This window comes from Actinomadura sp. 21ATH (genome assembly GCF_041951345.1).
Taxonomy (GTDB): Bacteria; Actinomycetota; Actinomycetes; order Streptosporangiales; family Streptosporangiaceae; genus Spirillospora.
Map to the genome: position 1 here is coordinate 411,346 of NZ_JBGNUR010000003.1, position 19,005 is coordinate 430,350.

Here is a 19,005-nt window from a genome sequence, read left to right on the forward strand (position 1 = left end):
CCTCCTAGGCCGCGGCCTGCGCGGCGACGCGCTCGATGGCCTGGACGGCGAGCGCGGGCTGCTCGGCGTAGATGTAGTGGCCGCTCTTCTCGGCGGTGGTCAGCCGGCCGCGGCTGGAGATCGCGACCCACTGGCGCTGCCCGGCGGACCAGGCGCGCTCCAGCTGCCGCCCGTACTCGGGGCTGGCCGCCGCGAGGTACCGCTTCCCGTGCTGGAGCACCTCCACCGGGGCGTCCCCGACGGAACGGGCCTTCCCGTCGGCGATGACCAGCCTCTCCGGGTTCTGACCCTGGAAGACCGCGAGGTTCTGGGCGCGGAGCTGGGCCGCCGGGCCGGTGGCGGACGCGGGGATCGCCCCGGTGATGTCGGCGGTCATCGTCGGCGAGGTGGCGTCCATCAGGACCAGGCCCTTGACCCTCTTCTGGTGGTCGGGGGCGTACCGGGCGGCGATCCGCCCGCCCAGCGAGTGCCCGGCCAGGACCACCGGGCCGTCGCCGGCGACATGGTCGAGGACCCCGGTCAGGACCTTGCCGCTCGCGGCGAAGTCCTGCGGGCCGTCGGGCTTGTCGCTGGCGCCCGCGCCGAGCCGGTCGTAGGAGCAGACCCGGTTCTTTCCGCTGAGCGTCTTCTGCAGGGCCGCCATCTTGTCCAGGCCGTCTCCACCGCCGTGCATCAGGACGATGACCGGCTTTCCGTCCGCCCGTGCGCCCGCGCAGGAAACGTTCACCGACTTTCCGCCGACCTCGATCTTCTTGGTGCCGGTGAACGGGTCCGCCTCCTTCTTCCCGGAGGCGAGCGGGTCCCAGTTCTCCAGGGATTCGCCCTGGCAGCCGGTGAGGCCCAGGCCGGCCACGGCGGCGCAGGCGGCGACCACGGCGGGCGTCCTGAATTTGCGGAACATCGTTTCCTCCAGTGAAAAGCGGGCGTTCTCGGGAGCCGGGTGACCGGGAATCTGTCGGCCATCCCCCGTCACATTGAGAACGCTATTGATTCCGCCGCGGCCGATTCATCACCGCGCGGTGGACGATCGCGGGTAGCTCGGACGGGGGACATGCGCGGCGCCCCGCTCCGTCCGGGAGAACCGTTCGCGGGGACTTCGCGTCCGATGAGGACGGCCGCCCGCGGGGGCGGCCATCGAGGAGAGGAGCCCATGCTCGACGCGCAGGAGATCCTGCGGCGCATCGACGCCGCCTACGACCTGGATCCGAAAAGGCCGGGCGGCGGTGGCGGCGCGTACTTCGCGGCGATGGCCGACTGCCTCGCCCAGGCGGAGGCGCTGGGCGACGCCGAGGTGCTGATGTACGCCCGGCTCGGCTACGGCCACGCGCTGCGCGACAAGCCCGGCCTGACCAGGCGCGGGTTCACCGGCGCGTGGCTGGGCGTCCTGCGCACGTGCCTGCTGGCCTGGCGGGCCGAACCCGGCCGGTACGACGCGACCTGCGTGCGGGCGCTGTGGCGCCAGCTCCTCGACCTGTTCGAGATCTACGTCGAGCGCGTCCCCGAGCCCGCCGGCCGGCTGCTGCGGCTCGCGGCCGAGCTGGACCGGAGCCCGCCGCCCGGCCTGCCGTGGGTGCCGTACGAGCTGGACCGTTTCCGGATGCAGCTGGCGGCGCGGCGCGGGGACGCCGCCGAGACCGAGCGGATCTGGCGGTCGCTGCGGGCGCGGGAGCTCCCCGCGGACCGCTTCCTGCACGACCGGATCCTCGCCGCCGACGCCGAGATGTGGAGCTGGCTCGGCCGGGACGACCTGGCCGTCGAGTCGCTCGCACCGGTCCTCGCCGGGCAGGTCCCGCTGACGGACGGCGTCCCGGTCGAGCAGCAGCTGCTCGTCCCGTACGTGCGGCTCGGCCGGATCGACGAGGCCGTGGCGATCCACGAGCGCACCTGGGACCTGCCCGGGCAGCTGCTGGACCCCATCCTGGCCCAGCTGCGGTTCTGCCTGCTCACCGGCAACGACGAGCGCGGCCTCCAGGTGCTGCACCGCAACCTCCGGCAGATCGGCCGGCGGCGCGCCGAGTCGCTGCACGGGATGGCGGTCGCGGCCGCCGGGGCGGCGCTGTGCCGCCGGGTCCTGGCGCGGGGACTGGACCGCGAGTTCCTGTGGGACTGCGACTGCGCCGACCCCGGCTGCGCCGACGACCCGCTCTACACCTACGCCGCGCTGGAAGGGGAGCTGTACTGGAGCGCCGTCGACCACGCCGAGGATGTGGACGAGATGGACGGCGGCCCGGCCCAGTCCGAGCGGATCCGCGCGCTGCTGGCGCTGGAACCGGTCGCGCGCGTCGAGCTGCCGTCCCGGCCGGCCGTGCCGCCCGCCTTCCCGCACCCGGTGACGCACCTGCCCGCCACCGGCGCCGCGGAGCTCTCCGCCGCGCTCGACGGCGCGATCGCCGAGCCGTCCGGCCGCCGCCGGGTCGCGCTGCTCCAGCGGATCACGCACAACGCGCTGCTCGCGGACCTGCCGCCGACGGCGGGCGCAGCCCGGGCCGCGATGCTGGACGACCTCGTCCGCGAGGACTGGGACGAGTGGCGGTTCGTGCTGGCCCGGAACCTGCTGGAGCTGTTCCGGCTGCACGACGCGAACCCGTCCCTGCTCGGCGCCGAGCGGCTCGGCGCGATGTGGCGGGCCGTCCCCACGACGTTCGACCGCGTCCTGGACCGGCCCGGCATGCGACCGGCCCAGGCGCACGAGCTGCTTGACCTGCTGGACCGCCACCGCCGTCCCGGCACCGCCGACGAGCACCACCTCCGCTGGTACCGCGCCGCCTTCCGGACCCGCTGCGGCGACCGGGACGGGGCGGCGAAGGCATGGGCGGCCTTCGACGCGCTGCCGCCCCACGACCGCTACCGCGCGGACGGCCACGTCCGCCGCCGCGTCCGCCTGCACCTCGACCTCGGCGACGACACCGCCGCGCTCGCCGCGGCCCCGGGCGACGACGACCTGCTGCTCGTCCCGTACCTGCGGGCGGGCCGCACCGGCCAGGCCCGCGCCGTCCACGAGCGCACCCGCGAGACGGCCTCGTCCCCCGCCGCCGTCACCGAGCACCTCCGCTACTGCGCCGCGACCGGCGCGATCGACGACGCGCTCGACATCGTCCACCGCAACCTGGGCCTCTACCACCTGCTGTACGACGATGACGACGCGACGTTCGACCACATGCGCGCGCACGCCGCGGCCACGCTCATCTGCGAGACGGTGATGGCCGCCGGCCGCGACACCGCCTGGACGTGGCCATCGGACGACTGCGACCCGCCCTGCCCGCCCGAGGACGACTGGACCTACGCGCGCTTCGCCGGCAACGCCCGCCCGGCCCTGCTGGCGCGCGCCCGCCGCTGGGAGTCGCTGCTCGGCACCGCCGTGCACACCCGCGCGGTGTTCGCCCTCGCCGACGGCGACCGGGCAGAACCGTCCGGGGACCCGTTGCGTCCGACGGTGTGATGAGCGATCAGGAGAGAGTTGCGGACGAGCACGGTTTCCGGGTCGACCTCGGCGGGATCGTCGACCTGCTGAGCCGTCACCTGTACAGCAGCCCCCGCGTCTACGTGCGGGAACTGCTGCAGAACGCGGTCGACGCGATCACCGCGCGGGCCGCGCTGGACGGCCCGCCGGACGCCGCCGTGATCCGCATCGAGACCGGGGACGCGCTGCGGGTCCACGACCCGGGCATCGGGCTGACCGAGGAGCAGGTGCACGAGCTGCTGGCGACGATCGGCCGCTCGTCCAAGCGGGACGAGCTGGGCTTCTCCCGGAGCGACTTCCTCGGCCAGTTCGGGATCGGGCTGCTGTCGTGCTTCCTGGTCGCCGACGAGATCGAGGTGCTGACGCGCAGCGCCGCCGGCGGGCCCGCCGTCCGGTGGCGCGGCCACGCCGGCGGACGCTACACCGTCGAGACGGCGGAACGGGACGAGCCGGGCACGACCGTCACCCTGCGGCCGCGGCGCGACTTCGGGCACTGGCTGGAGGAGGAGACCGTACGGGAGCTGGTCCGGCACTACGGGTGCTACCTGCCGTACGAGGTCCGGCTGAACGGCGTCCGGGCCGACGACGGCGACCCGCCGTGGGAGGCCCGGCACGGCGGCGGCCCGGACGCGCGCCGGGCGGCGCTGCTGCGGCACGGGACGGCCATGCTCGGCGCCGAGCCGTTCGAGGTGATCGACCTGGACGTCCCGGAGGCGGGGCTGCGCGGCGTCGCGTACGTGCTGCCGCGCGAGACGAACCCGAGCGACCCGCCCAAGCACCGGGTGTACCTGCGCCGGATGCTGGTCGGCGACCGGGTCGAGAAGGTGCTGCCGGACTGGGCGTTCTTCGTGCGGTGCGCGGTGGACGCGACGGAGCTGCGGCCCACCGCCGGCCGCGAGCAGCTCTACGACGACGACCTGCTGGCCACCGTCCGGGTCCGGCTCGGCGAGCAGGTCCGGGGCTGGCTGGTGCGGACGGCGCTGACCGATCCGGAGCGGCTGCGCGCGTTCCTGGACGTCCACCACCGGGGCGTGCTGGCGCTGGCGGCGCACGACACCGAGATGCTGCGGATCGTGGACGAGTGGGTGCCGTTCACCACCTGCGACGGTGAGATGCCGCTCGCGCGGTTCCGGGAGCTGCACCGCGACATCCGGTACACGTCGAGCGTCGACGAGTTCCAGCAGTACGCGAGCATCGCGGCCGCGCAGGGCGTCGGCCTGGTGAACGGCGGCTACACCTACCACACGCAGGTGCTGCAGCGGCTGCGGCTGCTCGATCCGGGGCTGGTGGTGCGGCGGCTCGACCCGGCGGACCTGGCGACCCGGTTCGACCGGCCGGACCCGGCGGCGGAGTTCGCGGCGCGGGACTTCCTGGCCGTCGCGGAGCGGACGCTGGAGCCGCGGGAGTGCGCTCCGGCGCTGCGGTCGTTCGCTCCCGAGTCGCTGCCGGTGCTGTACCTGCCCGCCGGCGGCCCGGCGCTCGATCCGCCGCCCGCCGACAGCGTCTGGGCCGAGTTCGAGGAGGCCGAGGAGAAGGCCGCGGAGGAGGCGGGAGGAGAGGCCGGGCCGACGCTGGTGTTCAACCACCGCAACCCCCTGATCGCCCGGCTCACGGTGACGCCGAGCGAGTCCGTCGTGGCGCTGGCCGTCGAGGCGATGTACGGCTACGCGCTGCTGGCCGGGCGGCGGCCGGCGGGCCCGGCGGACGTGGCGGCGATGAACCGCGCGTTCCTCGGCCTCGTGGAGCACGCCGTCGAGGCGGAGCGCTGACCGCCGGAACGGGCCCGCCCGGCTAAAGCCGTCTTGAGGGATGGGTGAAGTGCTGCCGGTAGGTGGTGGCCGTCAGCCCGTAGTGGGCCTTGAAGCGGCGGGCGAAGTAGTTCTGGTCGGCCCATCCGACGGTCTGGGCGATCTGCGTGACGGGCTGGTCGGTGTGCAGGAGCAGGTAGGCGGCCTTCTCCACCCGGTGCTGCGCGAGGTACGTCATCGGCGGCAGGCCGGTGGCGGCCTTGAACAGGCGGATGAGGTAGCGGGGCGTGAGGTGGAGCTCCTCGGCGAGCTCGTCCAGCGTCCATCGGTGGTCGAGCCGCGACTCCAGCAGCCGCATGGCCTCCAGCACGGCCGGGTGGGCGGGCTCCTCCGCGCCGGGGACGTCCCCGCGGTCGGCGGCCGCGGCGCGGGCGACGTGGCTCAGGAACATGGTGAGCCGGCCGATGATGTCGCCGCGGTGCCGCCCGAGCGGCTCGTGCCGCAGCCGGGCCAGGCCGTCCAGGTGGACCACGCATTCGCCGAGCGTGCGCGGGTCGAGGTGCGTGGTGAGCATCCCGCGGCGCTGCATGGAGTTGGGGCCGTTCCACAGCAGGTAGCCGAGGAGGGGGTCCTCCCGCGTCCAGGCCAGCTCGCGCCGCAGCAGGCCGGTGTTGAGGCAGCAGTTGTAGAGGTCGAGGCCGCGGCACTCCTCGTAGCCGTGCCAGACGCCGGGGCGCAGCAGGATGACGTCGCCGACCTCCAGGTCGCGGCGGCCGGTGAGCGACCGGTGCACTCCCCGGCCGCCGGTCACGACGGCGAGCTCCAGGAAGCTGTGGGTGTGCACCGGGTGGCCGCCCTCGTGCAGGTGGTGCCCGGCGTAGGCCAGTGACCCGTCGGTGATGTACACCTGCCCCTTGAGCTCTTCGACCGGCGGCGCGTCCATGGCCGCACCCTAACGCCATGGGGCGAAGCGAACATCGTGCTAGTGCTGGTCTATTTCGGGCTATCCGGGCGGGTCACCGCGGGCGCATCATCCCTGCTTAGACCACTCGTGGTCGACCCGGCGGCGACCCGGCCGCCACGTGCGCGAGGAGGCCGCGGATGGCGCGGGGGCGGAGAGGTCGGCGGGCGCCCGCCTGGTTCCTGGTCCCGGCGCTGGCGCTGTACGGCTTCGTCGTGCTGCTCCCCAGCGCCCAGGGCGCGACGTTCGCGTTCACCGACTGGGACGGCCTCAGCCCCGCCAGGAGCTTCGCCGGCCTGGCGAACTTCCGGGAGATGCTGGAGGACCCCGCGGCCCGCGGCGCGCTCCGGCAGACGCTCATCGTCGCGGCCGCCGTCACCGTGATCCAGAACGCGATCGGGCTGGCGCTGGCGCTCGGCGTGCACAGCCGGATCAGGAGCCGGAACGTGCTCCGCGTCCTGCTGTTCGCCCCGGCCGTGATGACACCGGTGGTCACGGCGGCGCTGTGGAAGTACCTGCTGGCGCCCGAAGGCGCGCTGAACGGCCTGATCGCCGCGGTCGGCCCGGACTCCTGGCAGCGCAACTGGCTGGGCGATCCCGGGCTGGCGCTGTGCAGCGTGATCGGGGTGATCGTCTGGCAGTTCGCCGGCTACTCGATGGTGATCTTCCTGGCCGGCCTCCAGGGCATCCCGCGGGAGGTGTACGAGGCCGCCGCGGTGGACGGCGCCACCGGCTGGCGGCGGTTCCGGCACGTGGTGCTGCCGCTCCTGGCGCCCGCGACGACGATCAACCTGATGCTGTCGGTCATCGGCGGGCTGAAGCTGTTCGACCAGGTGTGGGTGCTGACGGGCGGCGGCCCCGGCACCTCCACCGACACGCTGTCGACGCTGATCTACAAGAACGCGTTCCAGTTCAACGAGTACGCCTACAGCGTGGCGCTGGCGATCGTGCTGACGGTCTTCGTCGCGGTCTTCTCCAGCGGCCAGTACGGGCTGCTCCGCCGCCAGGAGAGGGCGGTCCGGTGAACCGCTACGGCGCGCGCGCCCTGCTGCGCGAGACCATCATGATCGCGGTGACGGCGGTCGTCGCGTTCCCCCTGTACGTGCTGGTCAACCTGTCGCTGCGGGACCCGCGGGACGGCTCGTCCATCATCGTCCCCACCACGTCGCCGACGCTGCGCAACTACGCCGACGCCTGGCGCGAGGCGGGGCTGGCGGGCGCGATCGTCAACAGCGTCGTGGTCACGGTGGTCAGCGTGGCGATCATCGTGGTGGTCGCGGGCATGGCGGCCTACCCGCTGGCGCGGGTGACGGCGCGGTGGTCCCGCTGGGCGTTCGCGCTGGTGATGCTCGGGCTGCTGCTGCCGTTCCAGCTGGCGCTGCTGCCGCTCTACCAGACCATCCGGGACCTGGACCTGCTGGGCACGCTGTGGTCGCTGGTGCTGTTCTACAGCGGGCTCCAGGTGCCGTTCGCGACCTTCCTCTACACGGGCTTCCTCCGGGTCGTGCCGCGCGAGTACGAGGAGGCCGCGCTCATCGACGGCGCGAGCCCGTTCCAGGTGTTCTGGCGCGTGGTGTTCCCGCTGCTGCGCCCGGTCACCGGGACCGTCGTCATCCTGAACGCCATCTTCGTCTGGAACGACTTCCTGACGCCTTTCCTGTATCTGTCCGGCAGCGACCGGCAGACCATTCCGGTGGCCATCTTCGGCTTCATCGGCCAGTACGTCTCGCAATGGAACCTGGTGTTCGCCGGGCTGGTCATCGCGATGCTCCCGATCCTCGTCGTCTATTTCCTCATGCAGCGCCACATCATCAAGGGCTTCGCCGGCGGACTGAAAGGATGACCCTCCCCTTGCCGAACGCACAGCCGCTCCCCCGGGACGTTCTGACCCCCTACGGGCTCGCCTGCGAGATGCTGGAGACGCCGCTGGGCCTGGACGAGCCGCTCCCGCGCCTGTCGTGGAAGCTCCGCTCGTCCCGCCGGGGCGACGCCCAGACCGCGTACCGGCTCACCGCGGCGCTCGCCCGCCGGGACCTGGACGACCCGGAACGGCTCATCTGGGACACCGGCCGCCGCGAGGCGGGCGACGGCGTCCTGGTCCCCTACGACGGGCCGCCGCTCCAGTCCTGCACCCGCTACCACTGGCGGGTGCAGGTGTGGGACGCCGCGGGGTCGGCGGCCGGCCGCGCGGAGTCCTGGTTCGAGAGCGGCCTGCTGCACCCGGACGAGTGGCACGCCCGGTGGATCGGCCGCGACGAGGAGACCGGGGCCGTCATGGACCCGCCCCGCGACGGCGACCGCACCGACCGCACCCGCCACCTGGAGCCGTGCCCGCACCTGCGCCGCCCCTTCCGCCTCGACGGGCCGCGGCCGGTGCGGGCCCGCCTCTACGCCGCCGCCCGCGGCCTCTACGAGCTGCGCCTGAACGGCCGGAAGGTCGGGGACGCCGAGCTGGCCCCCGGCTGGACCGAGTACCGCCGGCGCGTGCCGTACCAGGCGTACGACGTGACCGGCCTGCTCCAGGACGGCGAGAACGTCCTGGGCGCCGTTCTCGCGGACGGCTGGTGGAGCGGGTTCGTCGGGTTCGACTCGCGCCACCAGGCCCGCCACTACGGCCGGGCGCCGCAACTGATCGCGCAGCTGCTGCTGGACCACGCCGACGGCTCCCGGCGGTGGATCGCCACGGGCGAGGGGTGGCGGGAGCGCGACGGCGCGATCAGGTACGCGGACCTGCTGATGGGCGAGTGCGTCGACGCCCGCGCCGGCCTGCCCGGCTGGGACCGCCCCGGGTACGACGACACCGGCTGGCACGCGGCCGCCGTGCTCGGCCGGGACACGGCCGTCCTGCGGGCGGCGTCCGACGCGCCGGTGCGGGTGACCGGGGAGCTGCCCGCCCTGACGGTCACCCGCCGCCCCGGCGGCCACCACATCGTCGACTTCGGGCAGAACATGGTCGGCCGGGTGCGGCTGACCGTCCGCGGCGCCGAACGCGGCCGGCGCGTCCGGCTGCGGCACGCCGAGATGCTCGCCGAGGGGGAGCTGTACACGGCCAACCTGCGCACCGCCGAGGCCACCGACGTCTTCGTCGCCGCCGGCGAGCCGGTCGAGGTGTTCGAGCCGCGGTTCACCTTCCACGGCTTCCGGTACCTGGAGGTGTCCGGCCACCCCGGCGACCTGCGGCCCGAGGACGTCGTGGGCCGGGTGCTGCACAGCGACACCCCGTTCACCGGGGAGTTCGCCTGCTCGGACGCGACCGTGAACCGGCTCCAGGCCAACATCGTGTGGGGGCAGCGCGGCAACTTCGTGTCCGTCCCCACCGACTGCCCGCAGCGCGACGAGCGGCTCGGCTGGCTCGCCGACGCGCAGGTGTTCCTGCCGACCGCCTGCCGCAACGCCGACGTCGCCGCGTTCTTCGCCCGCTGGATGCGCGACGTCGTCGACGGGCAGGACGCCGGCGGCGCGTTCCCCGACGTCGCGCCGAGGCTGTGCGTCGAGCGGGAGGGCGCGCCGGCGTGGGGCGACGGCGGCGTCATCATCCCCTGGCACCTGTACCGCACGTACGGCGACCGCCGCGTGCTGGAGCGCTCGTACGCCGCCATGACCGCCTGGGTCGACCACGTCCACCGGCACAACCCCGGCCTCGTGTGGCGGCACCGGACCGGCAACCACTACGGCGACTGGCTCCAGGTGAACGCCGAGACCCCGCGCGAGGTGCTGGCCACCGCGTACTTCGCGCGCAGCGCGCAGATCGTCGCGCTGGCCGCCCGGGTCCTCGGGGAGGACGCCGACGCCGAGCGCTACGGCGCCCTGCACGAGGCCGTGCGGGCCGCGTTCGTGGACGCCTTCGTCGACCAGACCGACGGCCTCGTGCGGGGCGGGACCCAGACCGGCCACCTGCTCGCGCTGGCGTTCGGCCTGCTGCCCGAACGGCTCGTCCCCGCCGCCGTGGACCATCTGGCTGCCGACATCGAGGCCCGCGGCCGGCACCTCACCACCGGGTTCGTCGGGGTCTCGCTGCTGTGCCCGGTGCTGGCGGCGCACGGCCGCGCCGACCTGGCGTACGCCCTGCTGCACCAGGACACCTATCCGTCCTGGGCCTACTCGATCCGGCACGGCGCCACCACGATCTGGGAGCGCTGGGACGGCTGGACCGAGGAGCACGGCTTCCAGTCCCCGGCGATGAACTCGTTCAACCACTACAGCCTCGGCTCGGTCGGCGACTGGCTGTACGGCGGCGTCGCCGGCATCGGCCAGGAGCCCGGCTCGGTCGCGTACCGGCGCCCGCTGCTGCGCCCGCACGTCGGCGGCGGCCTCACCTGGGCCCGCGCCCGGCAGGAGACCCCGCTGGGCACCCTCGCCTGCGGCTGGTCGCTCCGGCCCGGATCCGGAGGCGGGCCGCGGGAGCTGCGCCTGGACGTGACGGTGCCGCCCGGCGCCCGCGCGACCCTGCGCATCCCCACGGCCGAGCCGGACGGCGTCCTCGAAGGCGAGGCGGAGCCGCGCGGGCGCGCCGGCATCGAGATCGCCGGCGGCGGCCCCGGGGAGCTGGCCGTGCGGCTGGCCTCCGGGACCTACCGCTTCAGCGCCGCCGCCCCGCGCGAGCCGGGCGCTCCCGGCGCTGCGGAGGCTCTCACCGCACGTCCCGAACCGCGTCCCCCCACCACCCCGTAACCCCTCTCCTGAGGAGGACTCCAGATGAGTCCCGTTCACCGGCTCACGGCCACCCTCGCCGCGGGCGCTCTCGTCACCGGCGCGTGCAGCAGCGGCGTCGGCTCCGGCTCCTCCGGCGGCTCGGACACGCTCCGCGTCGCCGCCGTCGCCACCGACCGCGCCGGCACCGAGGCGGTGCTGAAGGCGTTCAAGGCGAAGAACCCCGGCGTGGAGTTCACCACCTCCTACTCCGACACCGACCAGTACCAGGGCACCCTGCGCACCCAGCTGTCCTCGGGCACCGCCCCCGACGTGTTCTTCGCCTGGCCCGGCAACGGCAACGCCGGCGCCATCGAGGTGCTCGCCCCGACCGGCTACCTCGCCGACCTGTCCGGACGCTCCTGGACGCCGAAGATCCCGCCCGGGATCAGGCCGGTGACGCAGGTCGGCGGCAAGACGTACGTCGTCCCGCTCACGTTCGTGGGCATCGGCGGCCTCTACAACAGGAAGGCCATGGACGAGGTCGGCGCCCGGCCCCCGGCGACCTGGCGCGAGCTGCTGGCGTTCTGCGACACCGCCAGGTCCAAGGGCAAGGTCGCGTTCGCGCTCGGCAACCAGACCGACTGGGTCACGCAGCTCGCCGACTACGCGCTGGTCCCCACCACCGTGTACGCCGCCGACCCCGCCTTCGACCAGAAGATGAAGGCCGGAACGGCCACCTTCGCCGGGTCCGGGTGGAAGACCGCCATGGACAAGTACCTGGAGATGAACGAGCGGGGCTGCTTCTCCAAGGACCCGCTCGGCACCTCGTTCGAGACCTCCGTGTCGCAGCTGGCCAAGGGCGACGCGGTCGCCGCGATCCAGGTCACCTCCACCCTCAACCAGGTCAAGTCCGAGGCCCCGCAGGGGACCGGGTTCGGGTTCTTCCCCGTCCCCGCCACCGACGACGCCGCCCAGACCCGCATGCCGGGCGCCGCCGGCGGGGCCTTCGCCATGAACGCCAAGGCGAGGAACGCCGGGCTGGCGGGCCGGTTCATCGACTTCCTCGCCACGCCCGAGGCCATGAACCTGTACGCGAACGCCACCGGCAACCTGCCGAGCATCCCCAACGACTCGTTCAAGCTCGACCCGACTCTGCAGCCGCTGGTCGACTTCCAGAAGGCCAACAGGACCGTCCCGTTCATGGACCAGCTCTGGCCCAACCCGAAGGTCCAGCAGGCGCACTTCACCGGCGTCCAGGACATGTTCGCCGGTAAGGCCCGCCCGGACGCCGTCCTGCGCCGGATGGACGCGGCCTACAAGGAGAAGTAGGAGCGGTCCCGCCGCTCCCCGGCGCTTCCCGGGACGGTCCCCCGGCCGTCCCGGCCCGGAGCGCGGCGGCCGCATGCCCGAACGCACCCGGAAGGAGACCCCATGTCATCCGGCAGACGCACCAGGCACGACAGACACGACGGACACGGCAGGTACGGCGGGCGCGCGCTGATCGCCGCCGGCACGGCCCTCGCCCTGGTCGTACCGCTCTGCGGCAGCGCCCACGCCGCTCCCGGCGACCGCGGCCGGTACGGCGGCGTGGCGGCCGTCCAGCTCCGCGTGGACGGCCGCCACGGCTCCCCGATGGGCCTGGACGATCCGCGCCCCACCCTGAGCTGGCAGATGGCCGAGACCCGGCTCGCCGCGTCGCATCCCTGCCGCCGTCCGGGCGCGCGGGCCGCGTGCCCGGGCGACCGGCAGACCGCCTACGAGGTCGAGGCCGCCGAGAGCGTGCGGAAGCTCAAGGCCGGTGAGCTGATCTGGCGGACCGGCCGGGTCGGCGGCTCCCGGCAGAGCGTCACGTTCGGCCGCGAGCTGCGCTCCCGCCAGACGGTCGCCTGGCGGGTGCGGGTCTGGGACGCCGACCGGCGCCCCTCCCCGTGGTCGGCGCCCGCCACCTGGTCGATGGGCCTCCTCCGGCCCGCCGACTGGGGCGCCGCCCGGTGGATCGACCATCCCGGCCGTACCGAGGACCGGCCCATGCCGATCTTCGCCCGCCGGTTCGACGTGCCGCGCGGCAAGAAGGTCGCGGACGCGCGCCTGTACCTGTCCGGCGTCGGCCTCCACCACGCCACGGTCAACGGCCGCGAGGTGACCGACGAGGTGCTGGCGCCCGGCAACTCCAACTACCAGCTCTCCAGCGAGTACCGGACGTACGACCTCACCCGGATCCTGCGGAGCGGCGCCAACAGCATCGGCGTGGAGCTGGGCAACGGCCCCGCCTACGTGCGGCGCAGCGTCACCAATCCGGCGGTGGGCCGCACCTCGCCGTACTCCTGGTGGCAGAGCCAGCTCAAGGGGAACGGGACGCTCGCCGCCGCGGCCGCCGCCGGGGCCACCACCGTCAGGCTCGACGACGTGGCCGGCTACCACGTCGGCGGCACGATCAACATCGACACCGGCGACGGCGGCGACCGCCTCGAATCCCGCCGGATCACCGCGATCGGCACGGCGGGCGCCGGCGGGACCGGCATCACGTTCACGCCCGCGCTGTCGGGCGCGCACGCGGCCGGGGCGCGGGTCACCGGCTCGGGCAACAACATCGCCGCGAGCGACCCGTCCGCCGGCGCCGCGGTGACACCGCGCTTCATCGGCCGCCTGGAGATCACCTACAGCGACGGCGGCACCGACGCCGTCGTCACCGACCGGGCCTGGCGCACCGCTCTGGGGCCCCTGGTCACCGACGCCTGGTACTCGGGCTCGGACCACGACGCCCGCCGCGAGCAGCCCGGCTGGAACCTGCCCGGCGCCGACCTGGGCCCGGCGGCCCGGCGCCGCGACGGCTCGGCCATGGGCTGGACCGCCGCGGGCATCGCCCCGCCGCCCAACCTCGCGACCCGGCTCGTCGCCCGCACCGCCGAGCCGATCAAGGTCCAGGAGGAGCTGGCACCGGTCGCGATGACCAGCCCGGCGCCCGGGACCTGGGTGTTCGACTTCGGGCAGAACATCGTCGGCGTGCCCCGGCTCGACCTGGACCGGCTCCCGGCCGGCACGACGGTCAAGGTGGCGCCCGCCGAGTCGCTCAAGGCCGACGGCACCGTCGACCAGGCGTCCCTCATGGGCGGCGGCGGATCCCGCGGCACCGACCTGTTCAACACCTACACGGCGTACGGCGACCGGCGCGGCGAGACCTGGCAGCCCCGCTTCAACTACTTCGGCATGCAGTGGGTGCAGGTCACCGGGCTGCCGGAGGGCTACAAGCCGTCCCGGGATCTCGTCACCGGCGTCCGGCTCCAGGCCGATACGCCCGACGCGGGGACGTTCAGCAGCTCCAACCCGCGCATCAACCGCATCCACAAGATGGCGCGCTACTCCATCGCCGGGAACATCATGTCGGTCTTCACCGACTGCCCCGGCCGGGAGAAGCTCTCGTACCCGGCCGACTACACCATGCCGATGGGCGCCATCCACCGGAACTTCGAGCTCGCCGCGTACATGCGCACCACCATGCGGCACCTCGTCGAGGGCCAGTCGATCGCCGACACCCCGATGGCCGGGAACGTGGCGCTGAAGACCCCCGTGTACGACTGGGGCTACTCCGGCCGCTTCGGCGACGAGATCAACTGGGGCAACGCGATCGTGCTGGTGCCGTCCTTCCTGTACGAGCTGTACGGCGACACGCAGACGATGACCACCTACTACGACCGGATGGTGAAGTACGTCGACTACATCCGGCGCGAGAAGGCCGGCACCGGCGCGAACGAGCACATCGTGGACGCCGCGCTCGCCGACTGGGTCGCCGCCGACCAGACCTCGGGCCGCATCACCGGCACCTGGGGCTACTACGTGATGATCAGCAAGATGGCGCGCATGGCCGAGCTGACCGGCCACGCCGCCGACGCCCGCGCGTACTGGCAGCTCGCCGCCGACATCAAGCAGGCGTTCAACAAGGCGTTCTTCAACGAGACGCTCGGCCGCTACACCGCCACCGGGAACGGCGGCACCGCGGGAGCCACCCAGACCGCCCAGGCCCTGGCGCTGGACGCGGGGCTGGTGCCCGACGGCAGGCGCGCCGGCGTCCTGGACGCCCTCGTCGAACTCGTGTACGCGTTCCACCCCAACGGCGATGGCCCGCACTTCAGCGGCGGCACCATCGGCATGGCGCCCACCATCCGGGCCCTGGCCGAGGGCGGCCGCGACGACGTCCTGTGGGACCTGCTCCAGGAGGACGATCAGCCGAGCTACGGGTACTTCATGGCGTCCACCCCCGCCAACCCCGGCGGCATGACCACCATCGGGGAGCGCTGGAACCGCGGCGACTCCAAGAACCACATGATCCTCGCCCAGATCGAGGAGTGGTTCCACGCGCACCTGGCCGGGATCCGGCCGGCGCCCGGCTCCACCGCCTACGGCCGGCTGATCGTCCAGCCGAAGCCGGTGGGGGACCTGCGCCACGTCCAGGGCGGCTACTCCACCCCGCAGGGCCCCGCCCGCAGCTCGTGGAGCAGGACCGGAGACCGCTTCGAGCTCCGGGTCACCATCCCCGCGAACACCACCGCCGAGGTGCGGCTGCCCACCGGCGGGTACGAGCACGTCCGGGCCCCGGCCAGGGCGACGTTCCTGCGCGACGAGGGCGGGTACGCGGTGTACTCGGTGCCCTCGGGCGCGTTCACGTTCACCGCGGCCAAGGGACGCTGAGGAAACGCTGGGCGGCGGCCGTCAGCCCTTGTGGGGGATCTGGTTGACGGTCCCGCCGTCCATGACGAACTCGGAGCCGGTGGCGAAGGACGACTCGTCACTGGCGAGGAACACCACGAAGGAGGCGACGTCCCCGGGCTGCCCCGGGCGGCCGAGCGGGATCGGGACCATGTCGTCGGGGATGCCCTCGGTGATCGGGGTCCGGATCAGGCCCGGGTGCAGCGAGTTGACCCGGACGCCGTGCGGGGCCAGCTCCATGGCGACCGACTTGGTCAGGCCGCGCAGGCCCCACTTGGAGGCCACGTAGCCGTGCGCCCAGGGGGTGCCGCGGAGCCCCTCGATGGAGGAGTTGTTGATGATCGAGCCGCCGCCGGCCGCGATCAGCGCGTCGGTGGCGGCCCGGATCCCGAGGAACGGGCCGGTGAGGTTGACGTCGATGATCTGCTGCCACTTCTCCAGCTTGAACCGGTTGATGGCGGCGCCGTTGGCGATGCCCGCGTTGTTGAACAGCACGTTCAGCCTGCCGAACTCGGCGACGGTCGTCTCGACGGCGGCCGTCCAGTCCTCGGGGCTCGTCACGTCGAGGTGGACGTAGCGGGCGGCGCCGCCCAGCTCGTCCGCGACGGCCTTGCCCTCCTCGTCGAGGATGTCGCCGATCACGACCTCGGCGCCCTCGGCGGCGAGCGCCCGGGCACTGGCCGCGCCGATGCCGCGCGCGCCGCCGCTGATGAGGGCGACCTTTCCGTCCACACGTCCCATCGTTCGCGTCCTCTCGCTGGTGAGCGGGTCCTAGCCGGCCAGCGCCGCGGCGAAGACGCCGCGGGCGGTGTTGAAGGGCAGGTCGAGCGGCGTCCGGAGGCCCGGCGGCGCCGCGACGACGTCGGGGATCGCGTTCACGATGCGGCCGGCGCCCGCGGCGATCGCGGCGTGGTTGTGGTCGCCCTTGGCGCTGGACGGGCAGACGTCCACGCGGTAGGACGGCTCGCCGACGATCTCGACGCGGTAGGAGCCGCCGTCCTGCGCCGGCCGCGGCCAGTCGGGGCGCAGGTCGTCGCGGAGCCGGGTGGTGTGGTCGACGACCAGCACCTCCTTGCCGCCGGCGATGCCGCTGATCGTGAAGCGCACGGCCGCCACCCCGCCCGCGGGGATGTGCCCGGCGGCCACGTCGAACGCCTCCGGCGCCGGCTCCTGCTCGAACCACTCGGTGATCTCGTCGAGCTCGAAGCCGAAGCCGCGCGCCAGCATCCGGAGGCTGACGCCCCAGGCCGCCGCCAGGATCCCCGGCTGGAACAGCATCGGGAGGTCCTCCCCCACGGGCCGGCCGAAGCCCATGACGTCGAACATCACCGGGGCGCCGTCGTAGGTCGCGTAGTCGGCGATCTCCGAGCAGCGGACCTGCTCCACCCGCTGGCAGGTGCTGGCGATGGCGAACGGCAGCAGGTCGTTGGCCCACCCTGGGTCGATCCCGGTGGTGAAGACGCTCACCCCGGCCGCCCGGCACGCGTCCTCGATGGGCTCGATCATGCGGTCCGGCAGCAGGCCCCAGGGGTAGACGAGCGGGACCGGCGATGAGGCGACGACGTTGCTGCCCGCCGCGAGGATCTTCCGCACGTCGTCGAGCGCCTCGAACAGCCGGGTCTCGGCGAGCGCGCAGTAGACCGTGCAGTCGGGCCGTACGGCGAGGGCCGCGTCCAGGTCGCCGGTGGCCGCCACGCCGGTGACAACGTCGAGGCCGGCGAGCTCGCCGGCGTCCTTCCCGACCTTCTCGGGGCTCGACACGACCAGCCCGGCCAGCTCGAAGCGGGGGTCCTCGATCAGCTGCGACAGGGCGATCCGGCCGACGTTGCCGGTCGCCACGTGCAGGACGCGGATGGCCATGGTCCTCCTCGACGGGTGGAACGGTGCCGGTGGCCCAGCGGCGACCGAAACACTGGTCACCTGACTGGACAGCTGTCCACCTTAGAGGCGGCCGCGCATCGCCGCAATAGTCCCGGTGCCGCCCCGCACGCGGGGGCGGCGCGGCCCTATCCGGGCTCGCCGCTCCGCGGCCGGATCCGCGCCGACAGCCGCTTCGGGGCGATCAGCCGGTAGCTGTCCTCGACGAGCTCGGCGATCTCGTCCCAGTCCTGCTCGACGTCCAGCCGCGCGCCGACCCACCCCTTGGACCCGACGTACGCCGGGACGAAGAATCGCTCGGGAGCCTCGGCCACCAGCGCCTCCTGCACGCCCGGCCCGGCCTTGAGCATCATCGTCGTCCCGTCCTCGCTGGTCATCGTGAACAGCTTGTCCCGGATCCGGAACGAGGGCGCGGTATGCCCGCCGAACGGCTTCTCCACCGCCTCCGGAAGCGCCAGGCAGATGTCCCGCAACCGCGACAGCGCGTCCCCAGACCCCATCGCACTACCTCCCTAATAGCCGCCCGCACACACGCTACGACCCACCCCTGACACTCCGGCCGCTCGCAGAGCGCTGTCACACCTGGGACAGTCGTTTCGTCAACAGGGCATGGGGACGACCGAGCTGGACACGCGGGACGCACGGGACGCCGAGGAGCGGCTGGCACGGGGCTTCGAGGCCCACCGGCCGCGGCTGCTGCGCGTCGCGTACACGATGACGGGCTCGCTGGCCGAGGCCGAGGACTGCGTGCAGGAGGCGTGGCTGCGGCTGCGCGGGCTCGACGACCCGGCGGCCGTGCGCGACCTCGGCGCCTGGCTGACGACCGCCGTCAGCAGGCTGGCGCTCGACACCCTGGGCAGCGCGCGGGCGCGCCGGGAGCGGTACGTGGGCACATGGCTGCCGGAACCGCTGGTCGAGACCCGCTCCGGCGGCCCGGCCGACCCGGCCGACCGCGTCACGCTCGACGAGTCGGTGAGCATGGCGCTGCTGGTCGTCCTGGAGCGGCTCACCCCGGCCGAGCGGACCGCGTTCGTGCTGCACGACGTCTTCGGCGTGCCGTTCCCCGAGATCGCCGAGGTCGTCGGCCGCACGCCGGCGGCGGTGCGCCGGCTGGCCTCGCGGGCGCGCCGGCAGGTCGGCGAGGGGCGGCCGCGGACCCCCGCGACGCGTGCCGAGCAGCGGGAGCTGGTCGAGGCGTTCACCGCCGCCTGCGAGACCGGCGACCTGCCCGGCCTCATCGCGCTGCTCGACCCGGACGTCGTGCTGCGCGGCGACGGCGGCGGCAAGGTCTCCACGATCCGGCACGTCGAGCGGGAGGCCGCGCGGGTGGCGCCGATGATGCTCGCGCAGGCCCGCGCCGCCGGCTCGCTGACCATCCTGGCCGCCGACGTCAACGGCGCCCCGGGGCTGGTGATCGTCGACGGCGGCGGCGGGGTGTCGGTCATGGCGTTCACCGTGGACGACGGGCTGATCACCGCGATCGATCTCGTGCGCAACCCGGACAAGCTCGTTAGGGTGCCGGACCTGGGGATCTCCTGAAATCAGGAGAAAACCTCGGAGACGTGTCGATCCGCGGCGGCGCCGTTCGACCTGTGATCGACGGTAGCCGTCCGCGGCGGGCG

The 19,005-nt window shown here is 73.7% G+C and carries 13 protein-coding genes; 8 read left to right on the forward strand and 5 right to left on the reverse strand.

Features of this window, described 5'->3' with window-relative positions; all coding sequences use genetic code 11:
• Positions 1 to 4: 4 nt before the first annotated feature.
• A complete protein-coding gene (locus ACA361_RS14135) occupies positions 5 to 901 on the reverse strand; it encodes an alpha/beta fold hydrolase (RefSeq protein WP_375012380.1) in 897 nt (298 codons plus the stop codon).
• A gap of 249 nt (positions 902 to 1,150) precedes the next feature.
• On the opposite strand from ACA361_RS14135, the gene ACA361_RS14140 reads away from it, so the two are divergent.
• Both ACA361_RS14140 and ACA361_RS14145 read left to right on the forward strand, forming a co-directional pair.
• Positions 1,151 to 3,439, forward strand: coding sequence for a hypothetical protein (locus tag ACA361_RS14140; protein WP_375012381.1), 2,289 nt, complete (start codon positions 1,151 to 1,153; stop codon positions 3,437 to 3,439).
• Complete coding sequence (locus ACA361_RS14145; protein WP_375012382.1) at positions 3,439 to 5,229, forward strand: HSP90 family protein; 1,791 nt, start codon at positions 3,439 to 3,441, stop codon at positions 5,227 to 5,229. Before ACA361_RS14140 ends, ACA361_RS14145 begins: the two co-directional genes overlap by 1 nt.
• Before the next feature lie 22 nt (positions 5,230 to 5,251).
• On the opposite strand, the gene ACA361_RS14150 is transcribed toward ACA361_RS14145, so the two are convergent.
• Entirely contained in the window at positions 5,252 to 6,151 is a 900-nt protein-coding gene (locus ACA361_RS14150) for a helix-turn-helix domain-containing protein (RefSeq protein WP_375012383.1), read from the reverse strand.
• A gap of 158 nt (positions 6,152 to 6,309) precedes the next feature.
• Here ACA361_RS14150 and ACA361_RS14155 point away from each other — a divergent pair, with 158 nt between their 5' ends.
• From ACA361_RS14155 to ACA361_RS14175, 5 genes are all read left to right on the forward strand, one after another.
• Positions 6,310 to 7,194, forward strand: coding sequence for a carbohydrate ABC transporter permease (locus ACA361_RS14155; RefSeq protein WP_375012384.1), 885 nt, complete (start codon positions 6,310 to 6,312; stop codon positions 7,192 to 7,194).
• On the forward strand, positions 7,191 to 8,012 hold the full coding sequence (locus ACA361_RS14160) for a carbohydrate ABC transporter permease (RefSeq protein ID WP_375012385.1): 822 nt from the start codon (positions 7,191 to 7,193) through the stop codon (positions 8,010 to 8,012). Before ACA361_RS14155 ends, ACA361_RS14160 begins: the two co-directional genes overlap by 4 nt.
• Before the next feature lie 8 nt (positions 8,013 to 8,020).
• On the forward strand, positions 8,021 to 10,840 hold the full coding sequence (locus tag ACA361_RS14165) for a family 78 glycoside hydrolase catalytic domain (protein ID WP_375012386.1): 2,820 nt from the start codon (positions 8,021 to 8,023) through the stop codon (positions 10,838 to 10,840).
• Between the two features lie 24 nt (positions 10,841 to 10,864).
• Positions 10,865 to 12,130, forward strand: a complete 1,266-nt coding sequence (locus ACA361_RS14170) for an ABC transporter substrate-binding protein (protein ID WP_375012387.1) — start codon at positions 10,865 to 10,867, stop codon at positions 12,128 to 12,130.
• Between the two features lie 102 nt (positions 12,131 to 12,232).
• Positions 12,233 to 15,487: a family 78 glycoside hydrolase catalytic domain gene (locus tag ACA361_RS14175; protein ID WP_375012388.1), complete on the forward strand. Its 3,255-nt coding sequence runs from the start codon at positions 12,233 to 12,235 to the stop codon at positions 15,485 to 15,487.
• 21 nt (positions 15,488 to 15,508) lie between these two features.
• Here the strand turns inward: ACA361_RS14175 and ACA361_RS14180 are convergent, their stop codons facing one another.
• The 3 genes from ACA361_RS14180 to ACA361_RS14190 all read right to left on the reverse strand — a co-directional run bounded on the left by ACA361_RS14180 (position 15,509) and on the right by ACA361_RS14190 (position 17,883).
• On the reverse strand, positions 15,509 to 16,246 hold the full coding sequence (locus tag ACA361_RS14180) for a glucose 1-dehydrogenase (protein WP_375012389.1): 738 nt from the start codon (positions 16,244 to 16,246) through the stop codon (positions 15,509 to 15,511).
• Between the two features lie 30 nt (positions 16,247 to 16,276).
• On the reverse strand, positions 16,277 to 17,365 hold the full coding sequence (locus tag ACA361_RS14185; protein ID WP_375012390.1) for a hypothetical protein: 1,089 nt from the start codon (positions 17,363 to 17,365) through the stop codon (positions 16,277 to 16,279).
• Positions 17,366 to 17,511: 146 nt separating this feature from the next.
• Positions 17,512 to 17,883 carry an MmcQ/YjbR family DNA-binding protein gene (locus ACA361_RS14190; RefSeq protein WP_375012391.1) on the reverse strand — a complete coding sequence of 124 codons (372 nt, stop codon included), beginning with the start codon at positions 17,881 to 17,883 and terminating at the stop codon, positions 17,512 to 17,514.
• A 109-nt stretch (positions 17,884 to 17,992) separates the two neighbouring features.
• Here ACA361_RS14190 and sigJ point away from each other — a divergent pair, with 109 nt between their 5' ends.
• Positions 17,993 to 18,922 (forward strand): RNA polymerase sigma factor SigJ, encoded by a 930-nt coding sequence (sigJ, locus tag ACA361_RS14195; RefSeq protein WP_375012392.1) that lies wholly within the window; start codon positions 17,993 to 17,995, stop codon positions 18,920 to 18,922.
• Positions 18,923 to 19,005: the final 83 nt, after the last annotated feature.